Source organism: Salinibacterium sp. NG253 (assembly GCF_015864945.1).
In the GTDB taxonomy this organism is placed as follows: Bacteria; Actinomycetota; Actinomycetes; order Actinomycetales; family Microbacteriaceae; genus Rhodoglobus.
Genome location: NZ_JADYWF010000001.1, coordinates 1835409 through 1851557, shown reverse-complemented (window position 1 = coordinate 1851557; position 16149 = coordinate 1835409). Strand labels below are relative to the sequence as shown.

Annotated in this window: 15 protein-coding genes; 4 read left to right on the top strand and 11 right to left on the bottom strand. The window is 63.5% G+C overall.

What is annotated here, in order from left to right:
- Window positions 1–11: 11 nt before the first annotated feature.
- Both I6E52_RS08890 and I6E52_RS08885 read right to left on the bottom strand, forming a co-directional pair.
- Window positions 12–926: a serine hydrolase gene (locus I6E52_RS08890; RefSeq protein WP_197156435.1), complete on the bottom strand. Its 915-nt coding sequence runs from the start codon at window positions 924–926 to the stop codon at window positions 12–14.
- Window positions 920–2887, bottom strand: a complete 1968-nt coding sequence (locus I6E52_RS08885; protein ID WP_197156433.1) for a M13 family metallopeptidase — start codon at window positions 2885–2887, stop codon at window positions 920–922. The genes I6E52_RS08890 and I6E52_RS08885 overlap by 7 nt, the downstream gene beginning before the upstream one ends.
- A gap of 75 nt (window positions 2888–2962) precedes the next feature.
- On the opposite strand from I6E52_RS08885, the gene I6E52_RS08880 reads away from it, so the two are divergent.
- Genes I6E52_RS08880 through I6E52_RS08870 form a run of 3 tightly spaced genes read left to right on the top strand, consistent with a single transcriptional unit; the run spans window position 2963 to window position 5824 of the window.
- The gene (locus tag I6E52_RS08880) at window positions 2963–4387 is read left to right on the top strand and encodes an MFS transporter (RefSeq protein ID WP_197156431.1); all 1425 of its coding nucleotides are present in this window, start codon (window positions 2963–2965) and stop codon (window positions 4385–4387) included.
- A 47-nt stretch (window positions 4388–4434) separates the two neighbouring features.
- A complete protein-coding gene (gene nucS / locus I6E52_RS08875; RefSeq protein ID WP_197156429.1) occupies window positions 4435–5130 on the top strand; it encodes an endonuclease NucS in 696 nt (231 codons plus the stop codon).
- Window positions 5131–5161: 31 nt separating this feature from the next.
- A complete protein-coding gene (locus tag I6E52_RS08870) occupies window positions 5162–5824 on the top strand; it encodes an HAD hydrolase-like protein (RefSeq protein ID WP_197156427.1) in 663 nt (220 codons plus the stop codon).
- Here the strand turns inward: I6E52_RS08870 and I6E52_RS08865 are convergent.
- Genes I6E52_RS08865 through I6E52_RS08850 form a run of 4 tightly spaced genes read right to left on the bottom strand, consistent with a single transcriptional unit; the run spans window position 5821 to window position 9132 of the window.
- Window positions 5821–6969 carry an NAD(P)/FAD-dependent oxidoreductase gene (locus I6E52_RS08865; protein WP_231601804.1) on the bottom strand — a complete coding sequence of 383 codons (1149 nt, stop codon included), beginning with the start codon at window positions 6967–6969 and terminating at the stop codon, window positions 5821–5823. The two genes, I6E52_RS08870 and I6E52_RS08865, sit on opposite strands and share 4 nt — an antisense overlap.
- Window positions 6966–7496, bottom strand: a complete 531-nt coding sequence (locus tag I6E52_RS08860; protein WP_197109147.1) for an isoprenylcysteine carboxyl methyltransferase family protein — start codon at window positions 7494–7496, stop codon at window positions 6966–6968. The genes I6E52_RS08865 and I6E52_RS08860 overlap by 4 nt, the downstream gene beginning before the upstream one ends.
- Window positions 7497–7498: 2 nt before the next feature.
- The gene (locus I6E52_RS08855) at window positions 7499–8554 is read right to left on the bottom strand and encodes a type III polyketide synthase (RefSeq protein ID WP_197156425.1); all 1056 of its coding nucleotides are present in this window, start codon (window positions 8552–8554) and stop codon (window positions 7499–7501) included.
- Window positions 8555–8583: 29 nt separating this feature from the next.
- On the bottom strand, window positions 8584–9132 hold the full coding sequence (locus I6E52_RS08850) for a DoxX family membrane protein (protein WP_197156423.1): 549 nt from the start codon (window positions 9130–9132) through the stop codon (window positions 8584–8586).
- A 136-nt stretch (window positions 9133–9268) separates the two neighbouring features.
- On the opposite strand from I6E52_RS08850, the gene I6E52_RS08845 reads away from it, so the two are divergent.
- Window positions 9269–9643 (top strand): DUF2834 domain-containing protein, encoded by a 375-nt coding sequence (locus I6E52_RS08845; protein ID WP_197156421.1) that lies wholly within the window; start codon window positions 9269–9271, stop codon window positions 9641–9643.
- Window positions 9644–9664: 21 nt separating this feature from the next.
- Here I6E52_RS08845 and I6E52_RS08840 read toward each other — a convergent pair whose 3' ends face one another.
- The 5 genes from I6E52_RS08840 to I6E52_RS08820 are packed head-to-tail and all read right to left on the bottom strand — an operon-like array spanning window position 9665 to window position 16079.
- Window positions 9665–10852 (bottom strand): MFS transporter, encoded by a 1188-nt coding sequence (locus I6E52_RS08840; RefSeq protein ID WP_197156419.1) that lies wholly within the window; start codon window positions 10850–10852, stop codon window positions 9665–9667.
- Between the two features lie 4 nt (window positions 10853–10856).
- Window positions 10857–11510, bottom strand: coding sequence for a DUF624 domain-containing protein (locus tag I6E52_RS08835; RefSeq protein WP_197156416.1), 654 nt, complete (start codon window positions 11508–11510; stop codon window positions 10857–10859).
- On the bottom strand, window positions 11507–13474 hold the full coding sequence (locus I6E52_RS08830) for a DUF4962 domain-containing protein (RefSeq protein ID WP_307842459.1): 1968 nt from the start codon (window positions 13472–13474) through the stop codon (window positions 11507–11509). The genes I6E52_RS08835 and I6E52_RS08830 overlap by 4 nt, the downstream gene beginning before the upstream one ends.
- Entirely contained in the window at window positions 13471–15318 is a 1848-nt protein-coding gene (locus I6E52_RS08825; protein ID WP_197156414.1) for a heparinase II/III family protein, read from the bottom strand. Before I6E52_RS08825 ends, I6E52_RS08830 begins: the two co-directional genes overlap by 4 nt.
- The gene (locus tag I6E52_RS08820; protein WP_197106917.1) at window positions 15315–16079 is read right to left on the bottom strand and encodes an SDR family NAD(P)-dependent oxidoreductase; all 765 of its coding nucleotides are present in this window, start codon (window positions 16077–16079) and stop codon (window positions 15315–15317) included. Before I6E52_RS08820 ends, I6E52_RS08825 begins: the two co-directional genes overlap by 4 nt.
- Window positions 16080–16149 lie beyond the last annotated feature (70 nt).

Sequence of the window (16149 nt, the reverse complement as noted above, 5' to 3'; positions counted from 1 at the left end):
CGAAGTGCTGCTTAGTGCACGTACTCCAGCAGGTCGAGGCCGAAGGTGCGCATCGCTTCAATCACGCGCAGGCGTGAACGAAGGTTGACGTCATCAAATTGGATGGATGCCGCATACGCGACTGCGCGCTTGTTGCCTCTGAGGGCGCCCGCTTCCGCTCGCACTCCCTGGTCGATTCCGGTCTTGTTGACCAGCAGCGTGTTGTGGTCTGCTCCCCGGTGAGCCAGGGGATCAAGCCCGAACGCACTCGCCACGAGCGACAGATCGGTGTTGAGCGAGAGCCAACCGAGCACGCGTTGGCTGGCGATCGAGTTCACAATTTCGCCACGGGCGAGGGCACCGAATAGCCAGCTGAGTTCGATGGCGGATCCGACGGAAAGCTGGGGTGCATCGTCGGGACCGCGAGTGTCGCGCACGAGATCGAGGAGTGCTGTCTTGGTGAGGCCAAGGGATTCGGTGCGGGCGCGCACAGCATCCAAACCGATCTGGCGAAGCAAAATATTGGTCGCCAGGTTGTCGCTGGTTGCACCGACGAGGGCAGCCAAGTCCGCCACCGGAAGCGATGGTGCTTGCAAGTGCTGCCACAGCCCGGCGGCGCCAACGGAGGCTCCGGGAACTTTGTCGAGGATGCCGTAGGGCGCAAAGTCTCGGCTATCGAATCGCGCCGCTACTTCGATGAGCAGCAGAATTTTGCCGATGCTGGCGGTGGGGAGCTCTACCCGATCGTCGATGCTGAGGATCGTCTTGCCCGTGTTGATATCAACAGCGCTGGCGGACACTCGCACGCTGCGGTCGGAAAGCTTCAGTTTTCCAAGCGCGGCAAAGGTACTGGTGAAGTTGGGCACTTCTCCAGTTCCGGCATGCTTCGCAACTCGGGGGGTGCGAATGCGATTCCGGCGTTCTCGGGTTTGCTCGATCTCTACCAAATAGTGACGCGATCTTTCGGGTCCAGCCACAACGAATCGGATTTCGTAACACTAAATGTCTCATAGAACGCGTCAAGATTGCGAACAATTTGGTTGCAGCGGAACTCGTTGGGCGAATGAGGGTCGATTGCTAGCAAGCGAATCACCTCTTCGTCACGACCCTTTTGTTGCCACGCTTGAGCCCAGGACATGAAGAATCGCTGGGCGCCAGTGAGGCCGTCGATCACGGGAGCCTCGGCTCCGTCGAGAGAAATTTGGTAGGCCTTCCATGCGATTGCGAGCCCACCAAGGTCGCCAATGTTCTCACCAATGGTGAGTGAACCATTGACGTGATGCTCGGGAACCTGCGCCGGAGCGAGAGCGTCGTACTGGGCGATGAGCGATTTAGTGCGCTCTTCGAACGCCGCCTTATCTTCGGGAGTCCACCAATCAATGAGGCGACCGTCGCCATCGTATTTGGAACCTTGGTCATCGAAACCGTGGCCAATCTCGTGCCCGATGACGGCACCGATGGCCGCGTAGTTGGCGGCGTCATCCCTTCCCTCGTCAAAGAACGGGTACTGCAGGATGGCGGCGGGGAACACGATCTCGTTGAAGCCGGGGTTGTAATACGCATTGATGGTTTGGGGAGTCATGAACCACTCGTCGCGGTCGAGCTCTTTGCCAATCTTGCCGAGCTCACGCTGGAACTCGAACTCATTAGCTGCCCGCACGTTGCCCGCGAGATCATCCGCGCTGATCTCGAGCGTGGAGTAGTCACGCCACTTGGCGGGGAAACCAATCTTGGGGGTGAACTTGTCAAGCTTCTCGAGAGCACGCTCACGCGTCGTTGGGCTCATCCATTCGAGCTCAGTGATCGACTGACGGTAAGCCTCAACGAGGTTAGCGACGAGTACATCCATCGCCGCTTTGGCCGTCGGCGGGAAGTGGCGCTCAACGTAGATCTTGCCGACGGCTTCGCCCAGCACTCCTTCGACCAGCGAGACGCCCCGCTTCCAGCGGGCACGAAGTTGGGGCGTGCCCGATAGCGTGCGGCCGTAGAAGTCGAAGTTGGCTTCAACGAAATCACTCGACAGGTAGGCGGCGTTGGTGCGAATAACCTGCCACGACAACCAGTCACGCCACGCCTGCAGGTGGTCGTCGCTCAGCACCGCCTCAAGCCCTTCGGCGAAGCTGGGTTGACGCACAACAACCTCGTCGAAGGCGTGGGCGGGAACATCGATGGCGTCGAGCCACACGTTCAAGTCGATCGCGCCCGTGAGGTCATTGGCAGACTGCCACGTCATCGGGTTGTAGGTCTTTTCGCTGTCGCGGTTGGCGACGTTATCCCAGTGCTTCGACGCGATCTCGGTTTCGAGGGCGACGATGCGGGCGGCGCGCTCAGCCGGAGCATCGAGACCGGCGAGCGTGAGCATCCGCTCAATAAAGGTTTCGTACTTGGCGAGGATTTCGGCGAACTTTTCTTCGCGGTAGTACGACTCGTCGGGAAGGCCGAGGCCGCCCTGCTCGAGGAAGACGAGGTAGCGCTCGGGGTTGCCGGGGTCGTTGTCGACGAAGAGTTGGAAGAACCCGCTCGTGCCGCCACGTTCGAGGCGACCGAGAGTGCTCAGCAAAGTGGGGATGGAGTCGACGACGGCGGCTTCTGCGAGCTGCGGTGCGATGGGGGTGGCGCCGAGTTCGTCGGCACGCGCCTCGTCAAGGAAGCTGGCGTAGAGGTCGCCGACCTTGCGTGCTTCGGTGCCAGGCTCAGCGGACTGCGATTCGATGATGATGTCGCGCACAGCCTCTTCGGCTTCTTCCGCGAGGACCATGAAGGAGCCGTAGCGAGCCTTGTCTGAGGGGATCTCGGTGCGGTCAATCCAGGCGCCATTCACATGGCGAAAGAGATCGTCTTGAGGGCGCACCTTCTCATCAAGATCGTTGACGGCAATTCCGGAAGGCAATGACGATTCGGCACTCATGCACCCCAGCCTAGAGCGTTCTTTACAAGGATTAGCTGCGAATCGAAGACCAGTGGATAGGCCTACACTTAACTGATGACAGCCTCTGACTCGGCCGCCACACCACCATCTCTTCCCCACGGCCTCACCACCCACCAAGTGCTTTCGTGGCGCAATGCGATTGCAACACTCTTCGCTCTCGCTGGCTTTTCCTTTGCCAGTTGGGTTGGTCGCATCCCGACCGTTCGCGACACCTTTGATGCCAGTCATTCCGAAATCGGCGTGCTGCTGTTTGGGCTCGCCATCGGGTCGCTCTTGGGGCTCGTCGTTGCCGGCAAGCTCGTCGAACGGTTCGGCGCTCGCATCGTGGTGCGGGCGTGCGTTCTGCTGTTTGTCGCGTCCCTAGCGGCCACCGCGATCATCATCGGGCTCGTCGGAAGCTTCTTTGGCGCGGTAATTTCGCTCGCCGTGTTCGGCTTAGCTTTCAGCACGTACGACGTTGCCATCAACCTGTCGGGCACCGCCAATGAACGCCTGCTCGGTCGCTCGAGCATGCCAACCCTGCACGGTTTTTACAGTCTCGGAACGATGGCCGGGGCTGGGTTCGGAGCCGCGGCGGAAGCCCTGCACGTTCCTCTCGCCACCCACCTGATCGTGGTGTCGATAATCGTGCTGATCACCGCACTCGTCGTTTCCGCGTTCATCCTTCCGGAGCGCCTGGCGGATCCCCCACCGAACACCGTCGAGATAAAGATCGCCGCCGGAGAGCTGACGGCGCCGAAACTCAAGAGTGTGTGGCTTGAGCCCCGCACCATCCTGATCGGGATCATCGTGCTGGGCATGGCCTTCGCTGAAGGCTCGGCGATCGACTGGCTCGCTCTCGCCATGGTTGATGGCTACGAAATTTCCAACGCCTTCGGCACCCTCATCTTCGGTGTCTTCGTGACAGCAATGACCGCCACCCGCTTTTTCGGAGTTCGCGCCCTTGACCGCTTTGGCCGTGTGCCCGTGCTGCGGGCATCCGCCGGACTGGCTGCTGCCGGTCTGCTTCTCGTCATCTTCTCGCCTGCTGTCTGGCTCGCCGTTGTAGGCACCGCACTGTGGGGCGCGGGTGCTGCGCTCGGTTTCCCCGTGGGAATCTCGGCCGCCGCCGACGACCCCAAGCGCGCCACCGCCAGAGTCACCGCCGTCGCGACGATTGCGTATGCTTCAACCCTCATCGGACCGCCCATGATTGGTGTGCTGAGCGACCAAGTCGGTGTGCTGAACGCGCTGCTACTCATCGTCGTTCTCGCGATTATTTCCGGGCTGCTTTCGCCGTACGCCCGCGAGTTGGCAGGCCGCCACGCGTACACCTACATCGACTTCTCGTCGCCTGGTCCAACATCCGCGGCCGTCAGTATCGCGACGACAGAAATGCACTTCGTGATCACTCCCGAGCAGATCGAAGAGGCCCAGCGGGAGAACGATCGTCGCGGCTTGGGCAAGTTCAAGCGCAAGCGCAAGCGCCCCAGCAAATAACGCGGCAGCAAATAGCACCGCCTGCCGCACACCGTTAGGCTCATCGGGTGCGACTTGTCATAGCCAAATGCTCCGTTGATTACGCCGGACGTCTCAGTGCCCACCTGCCCCTCGCGACGCGACTGCTGTTGCTGAAGGCCGACGGCAGTGTGCTCGTGCACTCCGATGCGCTCTCGTACAAGCCGCTCAACTGGATGAGCCCGCCCTGCGTGCTTTCCACCCTTGAGCCCGAAGCTGAGCAGTCGGATGCCGGAGTCACCGAGATCTGGAAAGTCGCCCACACCAAGTCGGCCGACATGCTCATCGTCTCGATTCACGAAATCCTGCACGACTCCAGCCACGAACTGGGCGTCGACCCCGGACTGCAAAAGGATGGCGTCGAGGCTCACCTGCAGAAGCTCCTGGCCGAACACATCGATATTTTGGGTGACGGCTACCGCCTCGTACGCCGCGAATACATGACTGCCATCGGGCCTGTCGATATCCTCGCGACCGATGAGAAGGGCGCGAGCGTTGCCGTGGAGCTCAAGCGTCGTGGCGACATTGACGGCGTCGAGCAGCTGACGCGCTACCTCGAACTGATGAACCGCGACCCGCTGCTGGCTCCGGTGACCGGCATTTTTGCGGCCCAGGAAATCAAGCCACAGGCACGCACGCTCGCGAAGGACCGCGGCATCCGCTGTGTGCTGTTGGATTACGACGAGATGCGCGGCCTCGACGACCCCAACATGCGATTGTTCTAGTCTTCAGGCGCACGCCTTAGGCTGGTAACAAATGGCTAATAACTGGACTTGCATTCTCGTTGACCTTGACGGCACGATCGCTGACTCGGCGCCCGGAATCACGGCGTCGCTCGCGTACATGTTTGAGGAGATGGGCTACCCCGTGCCCTCCGCTGACGAGCTGCGCGCGTATGTTGGCCCGCCGATCGTTGACTCGTTCCGTGACCGCGCTGGGTTCACGCCCGTTGAAGCAGCGCAGGCACTCTCGATCTACCGCCGCCACTACATGGAGGGCAACAACGCCAGTGGGAGCGACATCTTCCCCGGCATGCCCGAGGTGCTGAAGACGCTGCACGCGACCGGCATTCCGCTGTCGCTGGCAACCTCGAAGCCCGAGTTTCCGGCATCCGTGATTCTGGATCACGCGAACCTCACGCAGTACTTCCGCGTGATGGCTGGCGCCTCGATCGATGAGATTCGCAGCGCCAAGAAAGACATCGTGGCCGAAGCGCTTACGCGCCTGACGATGATCGGTGCCGACGTGAGCAACCCGGTGATGATCGGTGACCGCTTCTACGACATCGAGGGCGCAGCCGAGCACAACATCCCCACGATCTATGTCGACTGGGGTTATGGCAACCCTGGCGAATCCGACGGATCGCTCGCTGTGGTGTCGAAGGCAGAAGAGTTGCTGCCGCTGCTTCTTCCTAGCTAGCGGGCGAGGCTCTCCACAACGCGGCCGTAAACGCCGGGCAATCGCGCGGCGAACGGCACGATGGCTCGGCGCAGCGGTGAGTTCGCGGCCGCCACGAGCCCGGTGGTGAGCATCCGAAAGTCGCGGGTCACTCGACGCCACTCGCGTTCGTAGCGTTCGGGTTCACCGGCAACGATGCACTCGATGGCGGCGCGCGCTTCCGCCAGCCCTAAGCGGATGCCTTCCCCCGTGATCGCATCGACATAGCCAGCGGCGTCGCCCACGAGCAGCACTCGGCCCGCGCGCTGCCCGGTCGTGTTCTGCAACAACGGGCCAGCACCCCGCACGCTCGACGCCGGCGTAGCCCCGCGCAGTCGTTCGGCGAGCGCCGGCACACTCGCCAGGGCCTCCTCGAACGACGTTCCCCGCGGGCCCAACACGGCAACACCCACCTCGGTATCGCTCACCGGCGTGACATACAGCTCAGCGGTCCGCGCCCAATGCACCTCCACGAGATCAGTCCACGGAGCAACCTCAAAGTGCTGCCGGATGCCGAACCGCCGAGAATCCCGTCGCCTCACGCGGCGAGGGCGCGCGGCCAGGCCAACCAGCTCACGCACCGTGGAGTGCAGGCCATCGCAGCCAAGCATCCACCGGCCCTCGATGGTGCGACCGTCAGCGAGGTGCGCGGATACCGCGCTCGCTTTGGCGCCGCCCGACTCACCGTCATCCTCTTGCTCGATCGCCTCAACCTTGCCGTGCTCGAACTCGACGCCGAGCTCAACCGCACGTTCGGTGAGTGCCCGGTGCAGTTCGGTGCGACGAACGCCGAGCGCGGCATCCGAAGCGAAGCGGTGTTCGGCTGTGCGGGTGCCGTCCTGATAGCTGATGCCCGCGATCCTGCACCCGTGTGGGTAGACCCCGAGGGCGGCGAGTTCGGTGACGGCGCCCGGCATGACTCCCTCGCCGCAGGCTTTGTCGATCGTGCCAGCGCGGGGTTCGATCACGAGGGCAGTGAGGCCGTGCATCCGCGCGTTGATTGCAGCGGCGAGACCGATAGGCCCGCCACCAACGACGATGACGTCGACGACCGGCGAAGCGCTCGGTTCTGCCACAACATCATCGGCCGCACCGGCAGCAACCGCATCCTCGCCCGCCGCACTCATGGCGTCAGTTCGCGCAGGGCCCGGTTTTCGGTCGGGATGCGGAACGCCAGCAACAGCACCGCATTCAGCACGGTGAAGACAATCGCGGTGACCCACGCGGTGTGCACGAGCGGCAATGCGATCCCCTCGATCGCGACAACCAGATAGTTGGGATGCGGCAACCACGTCAGCTTGTACGGGCCTCGGTTCTGCACGCGGCCGGCTCCGGGCACCACGATCACGCGGGTGTTCCACTGGGCGCCGAGCGAGTTGATGATCCAGTAGCGCGCGGCCTGGCTCAAGAGTGTGATCACGAGCATGGGGATTCCGAGCCACAACAGGAAGGGGCGATCGGCCACGATCACTTCGACGACGCACGCGATCAGCAGCCCGGTGTGCAGGGCCACCATCCACGGAAAATGCTTCTGCCCATACTCACGACCGCCGCGCTCAAACGCTGCGGCGGCATTGCGCTTGGAGATGCGCAGCTCATAGAGGCGCTCCATGCTCGTGCCTACGATGAGGGCGATGTAGGCAATGACGGTCATACTCACCACTCCAAGAGGACGAATTCGGCGCTCACTCCCGGGCCGAGAGCGAAGGCAAGAGCGTGACTGCCGGGGGCTGGCGCCGGATCGGCGTGCAGAGCATCTGCCAGCACATGCAGCACGGCCGCCGAGGACAGGTTGCCGACGCGAGCGAGGCAATCCCAACTGCTCTGTAGGTCGCTGCGCTCAAGCCCGAGCGCACTCTCGAATGCTTCGAGCACGCGCGGGCCGCCCGGATGCGCAATCCAAGTATCGATGTCGGCGATCGTCAGACCGTTGCGGCGCAGAAAGCCGCTGACCTCGCCCGGGAAGTTGTTCTGAATCACGTCGGCGACGCCCGCGCTCAGTACGATCTCGAAACCGGTACCACCCACGTTCCAGCCGATCACGTCGTGACTGTCCGCGACGAACGTGCTGCGGGTGTCGATCACGCGCGGGCCCGGCTCGCTGCGGTTCTCCCCCACCATCACGACCGCCGCGGCGCCGTCGCCGAAAAGGCCGGTGGCGACGAAATTGGCCATGGTGTGATCGTCGCGTTGCAGAGTGAGCGAGCAGAGTTCGACGCTCAGCAGTACGCCGACCTCATCCGGATGCCCGACCAAATAGTCATGCACGCGGGCCAAGCCCGCGGCCCCCGCCAAACAGCCGAGGCCGAACGAAGGAACCCGTTTCACGTCGGGGCGTAGCCCCAGCCGCGGGATCAGCAGCGCGTCGATCGACGGCGCCGAGATGCCGGTGACGGAGGTGAAGAAGACGAAGTCGACATCGCTTGGGGCGAGGCCGGCATCCGCGAGCGCCGTGGTCAGTGCACGCTCCAGCAGCTCGGTCGAGACGCGGATGAACTCATCGTTCGTCTCGCGAAAACTGCCCAGCTCGGGGTACCGCTCGAGCGGAAGGGCCATGTGGCGGCGGTCGATGCCGCTAGCGCCATGCATCCGCTCGATTACGGCCTGATGGCGGGAATTCTCGGCCAACAGCGGCGCGAGCATGCCCGTCATTTCGGCTTGCGTGTAACTGTATTCGGGCACCACCGGGGCGACTGCCGCAACTCTGCTCATTCGGCGACTCCGCTCATGGAGTGAAGCTATCACGCACCGAGGTTTCGACCGTCGTTGCGGCGGGCGGCACGCCACGCGCGCCACGCTCCGGTCGACCAGAGGGCCCAGAGAACGAGCACGGGTTGGAACGGCATCCGAATCCACCGTTTGAGATCGGTGTCGAGACCGAGCGAATCGACCTGATTCACGAGCTGGGAGATGTTGCCGGGGTAGATCGCGATGAAGAACGCAGCGGCAACCCAGCCCACGTGCGGGCGGTACTTCTTGGCAAAGATCAGCGCACTGCCGAGCGCAATTTCGACAACACCGGATGCCACGACCACAAAGTCTTGGTCAAACGGTTGCCAATCCGGCACTTGCGCCTGAAAGTCTTCGCGCGCGAACGTGAGGTGGCCGATGCCAGCAAACACGAGCGAGGCTCCGAGAGCGATGCGCCCAATTCGGCGGCCGATGCGGCTGGCACGGGAGACTTCATCAGGGGTGTTCGAGTCTCGCACCGATGCGACCTCGATCTCCTCGCTCTGCCCGCTCCGTGTGCCGTGCCCGGTCGAATCGTTAGCCGCAGGTGTCTTCGTCATCCGACCATACTGGCGGCGTGGGCTTAGCGTCTGCCGAGTGTGTGGCCGCGACGGAATGTAGTCACTGCCAACGGCACGCCCACTGTCAACGGCACGCCCACTGTCGACGACGGATGCGCGGGTGCACACTGGTTCCATGACTGAAGCCACCGCGTCATCCGCCGACCGTCCCGCACTGCTGCGCCACTGGAACGCAACAGCAATCACCTTTGCGGTGCTGTCCATCGTGGGGCTCGTCGGAACCTGGGTCTTCAACGCCCTCGCCATCATGCAGATGAGCAACTTCTTGGGCGATTGGTTCGGCAGCGGCCCCGCCGTGAACTCACTCGGCGTCGACCTTCTCGTCGTGGCTGTTGCGGGCAGCATCTTGATCATCATCGAAGCACGCAGGCTCGGGATGAAGCGGGCCTGGCTCTACATTGTGCTGTCAGGCATCACGGCCTTCGCGTTCACCTTCCCGTTGTTCCTCGCAATGCGCGAGCGCAAGCTCGTGGAGCGCGGCCGCCGCTAAAGCGCCCCCGCCTGGTTCGCGTCAGAGCGGCATTCGCGCCGCCCGCGGCCCAAAGATGACGAACATGATGGCGACGAGGATCGCCCAGGCGGGATATGTCAGCCACACCCATTCGGCTCCGGGGTCACCGGAGTCGGCGAGCGCGTAAATCACACCGGCCGAGCCGCTACCCACCGCGCCACCGATCGCGTTCGCGAGACCCTGCACTCCGAAATAGCTCGCGACGGAACCGTCGGGGGCGAAGCGCGACACGGTGGCGTTGAGCACGGGCTGCACCAACATTTGACCGACGATGAACACGGCGACGCCGACGAGCATCCCGACCAGATTCGTCGACAGCCCCATGAGCCCGACGCCTACGCCCAAGCATGCGGTTGCGCCGGCGAGCGTGATGCGGTCGGGCAGGAAACGGTTAGCGGCACCGGTGAGCGGCAGCATCGTGATCACCATGACCACGGCGGCGCCCGAATAGATGAAGCCGAGGTCGGAGGGCCCCGAGGTGAACTCGGCAGCCCGGAACGGGATCACGAGATAGAACTGGGCGATGAGCACCGCGGTACCCGCAACGAGCGCGCAGTACCGCAGGAATGCGGCATCCGCGAAGGCCACCCTCAAGCGCGGAGGCGTGCGGGCCCGCTCTTCGTCGCTCGGGTGCGGCAACCCGAAGGCGCTGATGATGAACGCGATCACGAACATCCCGGCCGCCGACAAACTCACAAAAGCAAAGTCTGCGCCGGCGAGAAAACCGCCGATGATCGGGCCAACAATGAAGCCGACGTTGCTCACGACCTCGCGCGTCGAATACACCCGCACCCGGTCGGCGCCCGTCGTGAGAGCCGCATAGGCCGAGTAACTCGCCGGGTGAAAAAGCGCGCCGCCGAGCCCCGTCAGAATCGACGCCACCACGAGCAACGGCACCGAATCGACCGTGCCCAACATCGCAAATCCCGAAGCCCGAACCAGCACCCCGATCAGGATGGCGCGGCGAAAGTTGATGCGGTCAGCAACCCACCCGGCGATCGGCATCATCCCGTTTTGGGCTGCCGTGCGCAGCGCGGTGAGGGCTGCGACGACCGCAATCGTTAGGGTCAGATCTTGCAAAAAGTGGTACGCCAGCAACGGCACGAGCATGTAGAAGCCGACGGCCATCGTGAAGGTGTCGCCATAGAGAACCTTCAGCGCAAACGAGATCGGCGGGCGTTTCGCCACTCCCCTAATCCTGTTCGTCGTTGACGGGAGGCTTCGGGCCCCAGGCCCGCACGCCCACGTAGACCGGCAGCGCGATCGCCACGAATGGCGCGAGGCTCGGCACCAGCACCGAGGCCACGATGGTGACCGTCAGCGTGAAGAACACGAGCAGCGAGCGACGCGGATGCTGCAGCATCAGTACGAATCCCTCCCGTGCCCAGGTGCGGGCATCCGCTTCGGTGGAGAGCGTCGCGGCTGCCGTGAGCGCGACGGCGAACATGCCCACGGCCGCAGCGATCGGCATCACGGCGGCGGCGAACATGAGCGCCAGTGGATCGCCGGTGCTCGTCAGTTGCGCCGCGAGGAAGATGCCATCGGCCACCAAGATCGCGAAGACGACGGTCGCGATGGCGCCGAGGCCCAGCGTGCGCCGCCACGTTTCCCGAAACTGCCGGAAGGTGTTCGTGAAGACTTTGTCGTCGTTCGCGACATTCCAGACCGCGAAGGCGCGAGCGAGCGCAATCGCGGCCGGCAGCACCGTGATGATCCCGAGCGACAAAATGAGCACCGCAAGCGACCCCAGGAAGATGTTTCCCGGGTACGCGAGCGCACCGAGCAGAGTGGTCTCCCAGCGGGGAGACCGCCTCGTGCCCTGCGGTCGCTGCGGTCGCTGGCTCATCGTCGCGCGTTCGTGCTTCCTTGGAATCCTTCGCCAATGACAGCAGTTGCGCCCAGAGTGGGAGCGTCGCCATCAAAGCCCAACGATACGGTTTCGGTCACTCCGTCGCGCTCGATCTCCACACGTACCCCGCCCGCTGCGACGTCGTAACGGATGGTCGCGGGTGCGGTGTCATCCCAGTTTCGCGACTCCAGCACGGTCACGAACCGAGCGCTCATGGTCGGCTCGCTCAGCCGCTTGAGCGTGTGCTGCTTCTTGCTGATCGCCAAACTCGGCGTGGATGACGTGGGGTTGGCATGCACGAAGGTTTCGACGATTTCGCTGGTGGGGTTGTCGTCGAGCGCAGCGATCGGCATCACACCGTGTCCGGCATCCGCTCGCCACCGCTTGTCGCTGACGGCGACCGGCGCGTTGTCGGTTTGCAGCAGCCAGGTCCAGGTGCGGGGTTCGTCGGCGGCGAGGTCGTCGGCGATCACGAGATTGCCGCCGGGCGTCAGCACGAGATGGCGGCGCACCCGAGTGACACCGAGGTCCCGGTCATACATCGCGGATGACTCGCTGACGGCGTGCGTCCAACCATCCTTGATCGTGGTCGTGAGGATCTCGGCGGTGAACTCCTCGGCCAGCTCTTCGAACACGTGGTAGCGGTCTTCATTCACAAAACCGTTGCCGTCGATAAGGATCGAGTTGTGGTGCTCGGTGAGCTTGCGCGACGAATACCCTTCGTCGATCGCAAGGTACGAGCCGTGGCCCAAGAAGACGAAGCTGCCCGAGTCGGGGTGGTGGTGTCCCGCGTTCAGCGTGACCCAGCCGTTCTGCTCGCGCTGACGGTGCGACTGGTTCCACGCCTTGTGGCCGCCGCCGGGTGACGCCTTGAACGACACGAGTGCCGCCTGCTCGTCCCACGACGTGCGACCAACAACAAGGCCAAGGTCTTCGAAGTACTTGCTCGGCGGAAGCGTTTCGGGGCCAGCAGCCTCGACGCTGGGGTCGAACCACAGCAGCTCTTGGTACGCCTCGGGGCGAACGCCGGGCCGCACTCCACTCTCGTAGGCTTCGCGCCAATAGAACTCGGTCGACACCTTGTTGGCCAACCACTGCGCCTGCGGAATGCGGTATTCGGCAGCCAGCTTGTAATACAGAGCGACCGGATGCCCGCTGCGGCGGTCGTGGCAGTCACCGTGATCGACGATCCGCTCCATGTCGGGAGCCGCTTGGTAGAGGCGGTACCAGAAGGTCTCCTTCAAGTAGGTGCCGCGATTGAACCAGTCGAGGCCCTCCTGATCGCGGAGGACGTCAAGGTAGCTGGCGATCCACGGCACTCCGTAGCGCCAGTAGACGACACCCTCATTGTTGGAACCGTCGTCGGGAAGTGAGTCGAGAACCTTGCCGAAGTTGTCTTTCGCGCGCTCGGTCCACGCCTTAGCTTCGGGGTACTTCTCTTGCAGCGCATACCCGGCGGTGGCGAGGCCGGCGTAGCAAATCCAGTTGTGGTTCTGCCAGTACGACGACGACCACCATCCGCCCTCTTTCTCCACAGCGAACTCATACATGCGCTGCCCCTGCAACAGCAGTTTGTCTTCGAGCGCCTGCTTCTCTTCGGGGCGCAGCGCGTCACCGGCCCACGAGTACGCGAGCGAGAGCCCGTGCAGAATCCAGCCAGCATCGAGGTCATGGTCGGGCAGGTTCGCCTTGCCCCAGTGCGGGAACGACAGCGGCGGTGCCAGCCAACGACGCAACTCTTCGAGGTAGGCCTCTTGCCCGGTCAGGCGGTAGGCGAGCGCAAGGTTCGCCGAGCCTGGCCCGAAATAAGTGATGGATGCCAGCGGGTGTTCCTGCGGAAGTTCCATCCACTTCGCACGCTCACACTCCTCGAGCAGGCGACGGAACTGCGCGCTCAAGGGGCCATCGAGCGCGCTCCGCAGCTCAGCTTCGCGGCTACCAATCAGCATGGGGGTGGTCACAGTGCTACCTCTATTCGGGAAGTGTCGTGGTCAGCGGCGGCGATCTCAATCACCACAGCGGTATCGGAAATATGGGTCTCAATGGAGTCGATGGTGGCGTCGGGATCGAAGCTGTAAACGCTCACGAAAGTCGCGGCCGGAGCCGTCGTCACCCAGTCGCCGATTTCTTGGAGCCGGCTCGGATCGTCGGAGGGTCCGCGACCCGCATGCAGGTCGAGCGTGCTTTCGCCGGAGGCCCAGTGCCAACCGCTCAGCGCCGGCTGAGCCTGCTCGCCAGTTTTGGCGTGCGCACCCGCGGGCGAACCAGCTGCTCTCGCACCAGCACCCCAAGTCGAATTCCACGAGTTGCCGACAACTCTGACGCTGAAATCGACGGCAGGGCGAAGGCCAAGCGCAATCGTGTGCGGTGCGCCGTCATAGCACGTGACGTGCACGACATCCACCAGCAATCCGTCGGAGAGCTGCACCGTGCGGCTCAAGCGCACGCCCTCGATCGCGGTCGTCGTCACGGCCGTGACGCGGGAAGTTGCAGCATCCCACGCGGTGATTTCGGCGGTCGATTCGACCTGGTCGGCGCCGTCAACGCGCACCGTCGGATGCGCGATCGTGCGCGCGTAATAGGAATGACGCAGTGCGTGCCCGTACGGAGGAACTGCCGGGGCTGGCTGCCAACGCAGGCCATCCCCATAGAGATAGAGCGCGAGCTTGTCGAAGTGACCATGGGCTCCGCCGTGCGGTCCAGCATCGAGGATGCCGACCATGCGATTGCGTGAATCACGCAACACGACATACCCGGCATCCTCGAATGCTCGCGAACCGACCACCACCGGTGCGCGGTCAAGCGGTGCTCCCACGAACCAGCCATCGAGCATCCACTCGAGACCGTCGTGGTCAGCACCAAGCCTTTCGACGACCCACGACTGCACAGTCGCGAGGCCGGTGTCGCTGAAGAGCTGGGCACTCAGGGTGCAGATCTCCAACACTTCGCGGTGCATCGCGACCCGGTCGTAGGGGCCGTCGTGCAGCGCGGGCAAAAATCCATCGGGGGCCGCGATCGACACCAACACGTCGATCATGCGGCGCAAAGTATCGGCAACCTCAGTCGCAACCTGCTGCGGGTCGAGCCCGCGCAAACCCAGAAGATAGGCCCGCAAAACGAACACGTGATAGTAGGTGGATGCCTCCCACTCCCAGCCGTCAGAACGCACGGCGAGCTGCAGGTGATCCACGATCGCGGTCTCGAAGTGTGCGACAACAGGCTCGCCACCCAGCGACTCGCGGGCTAGCGCGATGAGCCGAGCGGCGGCATCCAGCCATGCGGTGTAGTTGCTGCGCTGATCGTTGCGATCCTCCACGAGGATGCGGCGCGACTCGGCCAGCGTCTCTCCGAGACCATCGAGGGTGAGTCTGAGATCGGTCGACTCCTGAAGTTCCGGGATTGGTCCGAGCGTGATGATGGCATCAGCGAAACCGACGGCCCACTGCGCCTCAGACAGTGCCTGAGCAAAGAGCTTGCCGCGCAGCATCCACGATTCGCTCTTGTCGCTCCAGCCACCCGCTGAGATCTGCACATACAGTGCCGAATAGTCGAGAACGAGCTCGACGGCCCGTGCCCGATCGGCGGCGTCTCCGTGCAACGCGAACCGTCGCGCAGCAACCCGGGCGGCCCGAGCCAGGGCTTGATGTTCAAGCGCGAGCCACGCCGCTTCGACCTTGTCGCCCGTGAGGCGACAGCCGTAGCTGCACAGAAACTCGTTGCCCTCGCGGACACCCAACTCGATGCCGTGGGTGGGGCAGACATAGTCATGCCACCACCCGCCCGGCTGCTGCGGAACTGAACTCATCGGAAGTTGAGTCCTCCGTTGATGTCGACAACTTGGCCCGTGACATACGACGAGAGGTCGGATGCCAGGAACAGAGCAACGTCAGCAACGTCGCCAGCGGTGCCGGCGCGACCAAGCGGGATGCCCGCGACGATGTTCTTCTGAGCTTCGCCCGGAGTGAAGGTCTCGTGGAAGGCGGTCTCGCCGATGAAGCCAGGAGCAACAGCGTTGACCGTGATCTTCTTGCCGGCGATCTCCTTAGCGAGGGCACGAGTGAAGCCGACAACGGCAGCCTTCGAGGTCGCGTAAACGACCGATCCAGCACCGCCACCGTTTTCAGCGGCGAGCGACGCCATCGTGATGATGCGGCCGTGCTCCGACTCGGCGAGCGCCGGGAGGGCCTGGCGAGTAGTGAAGAAGGTGCTCGCGATGTTTACATCCATGACTTCGTTCCAGCGCTCATCCGTGGTCTCGGTGATTGTGGCGCGACCCACCAAGTGACCGGCGTTGTTGACGAGGATGTCGAGGCCACCAAGGAACTCGACTGCGGCATCCACCAACTTTGTTGCCTGCGCCGAGTCGGTGAGGTCAGCCTGCACAGCGAGCGCACGATGCCCGCCCGCTTCGATCTCTTCCTTGACTGCGGTGGCTCCCGCTTCACTGTTCGCGTAGTGCACCACGACGTCAGCTCCTGCTGCCGCCAGTGCCTTGGCGATGGCCGCGCCGATTCCCGCTCCTGCTCCTGTAACGAGTGCGCGTCGTCCGGTGAGGTCAATACTCATGTCTATGTACCGTGCCTATCTATTGGTTGGGTGTTGATCAATCGAAAGTTCGTGCTGGGCCGCTCTCGGT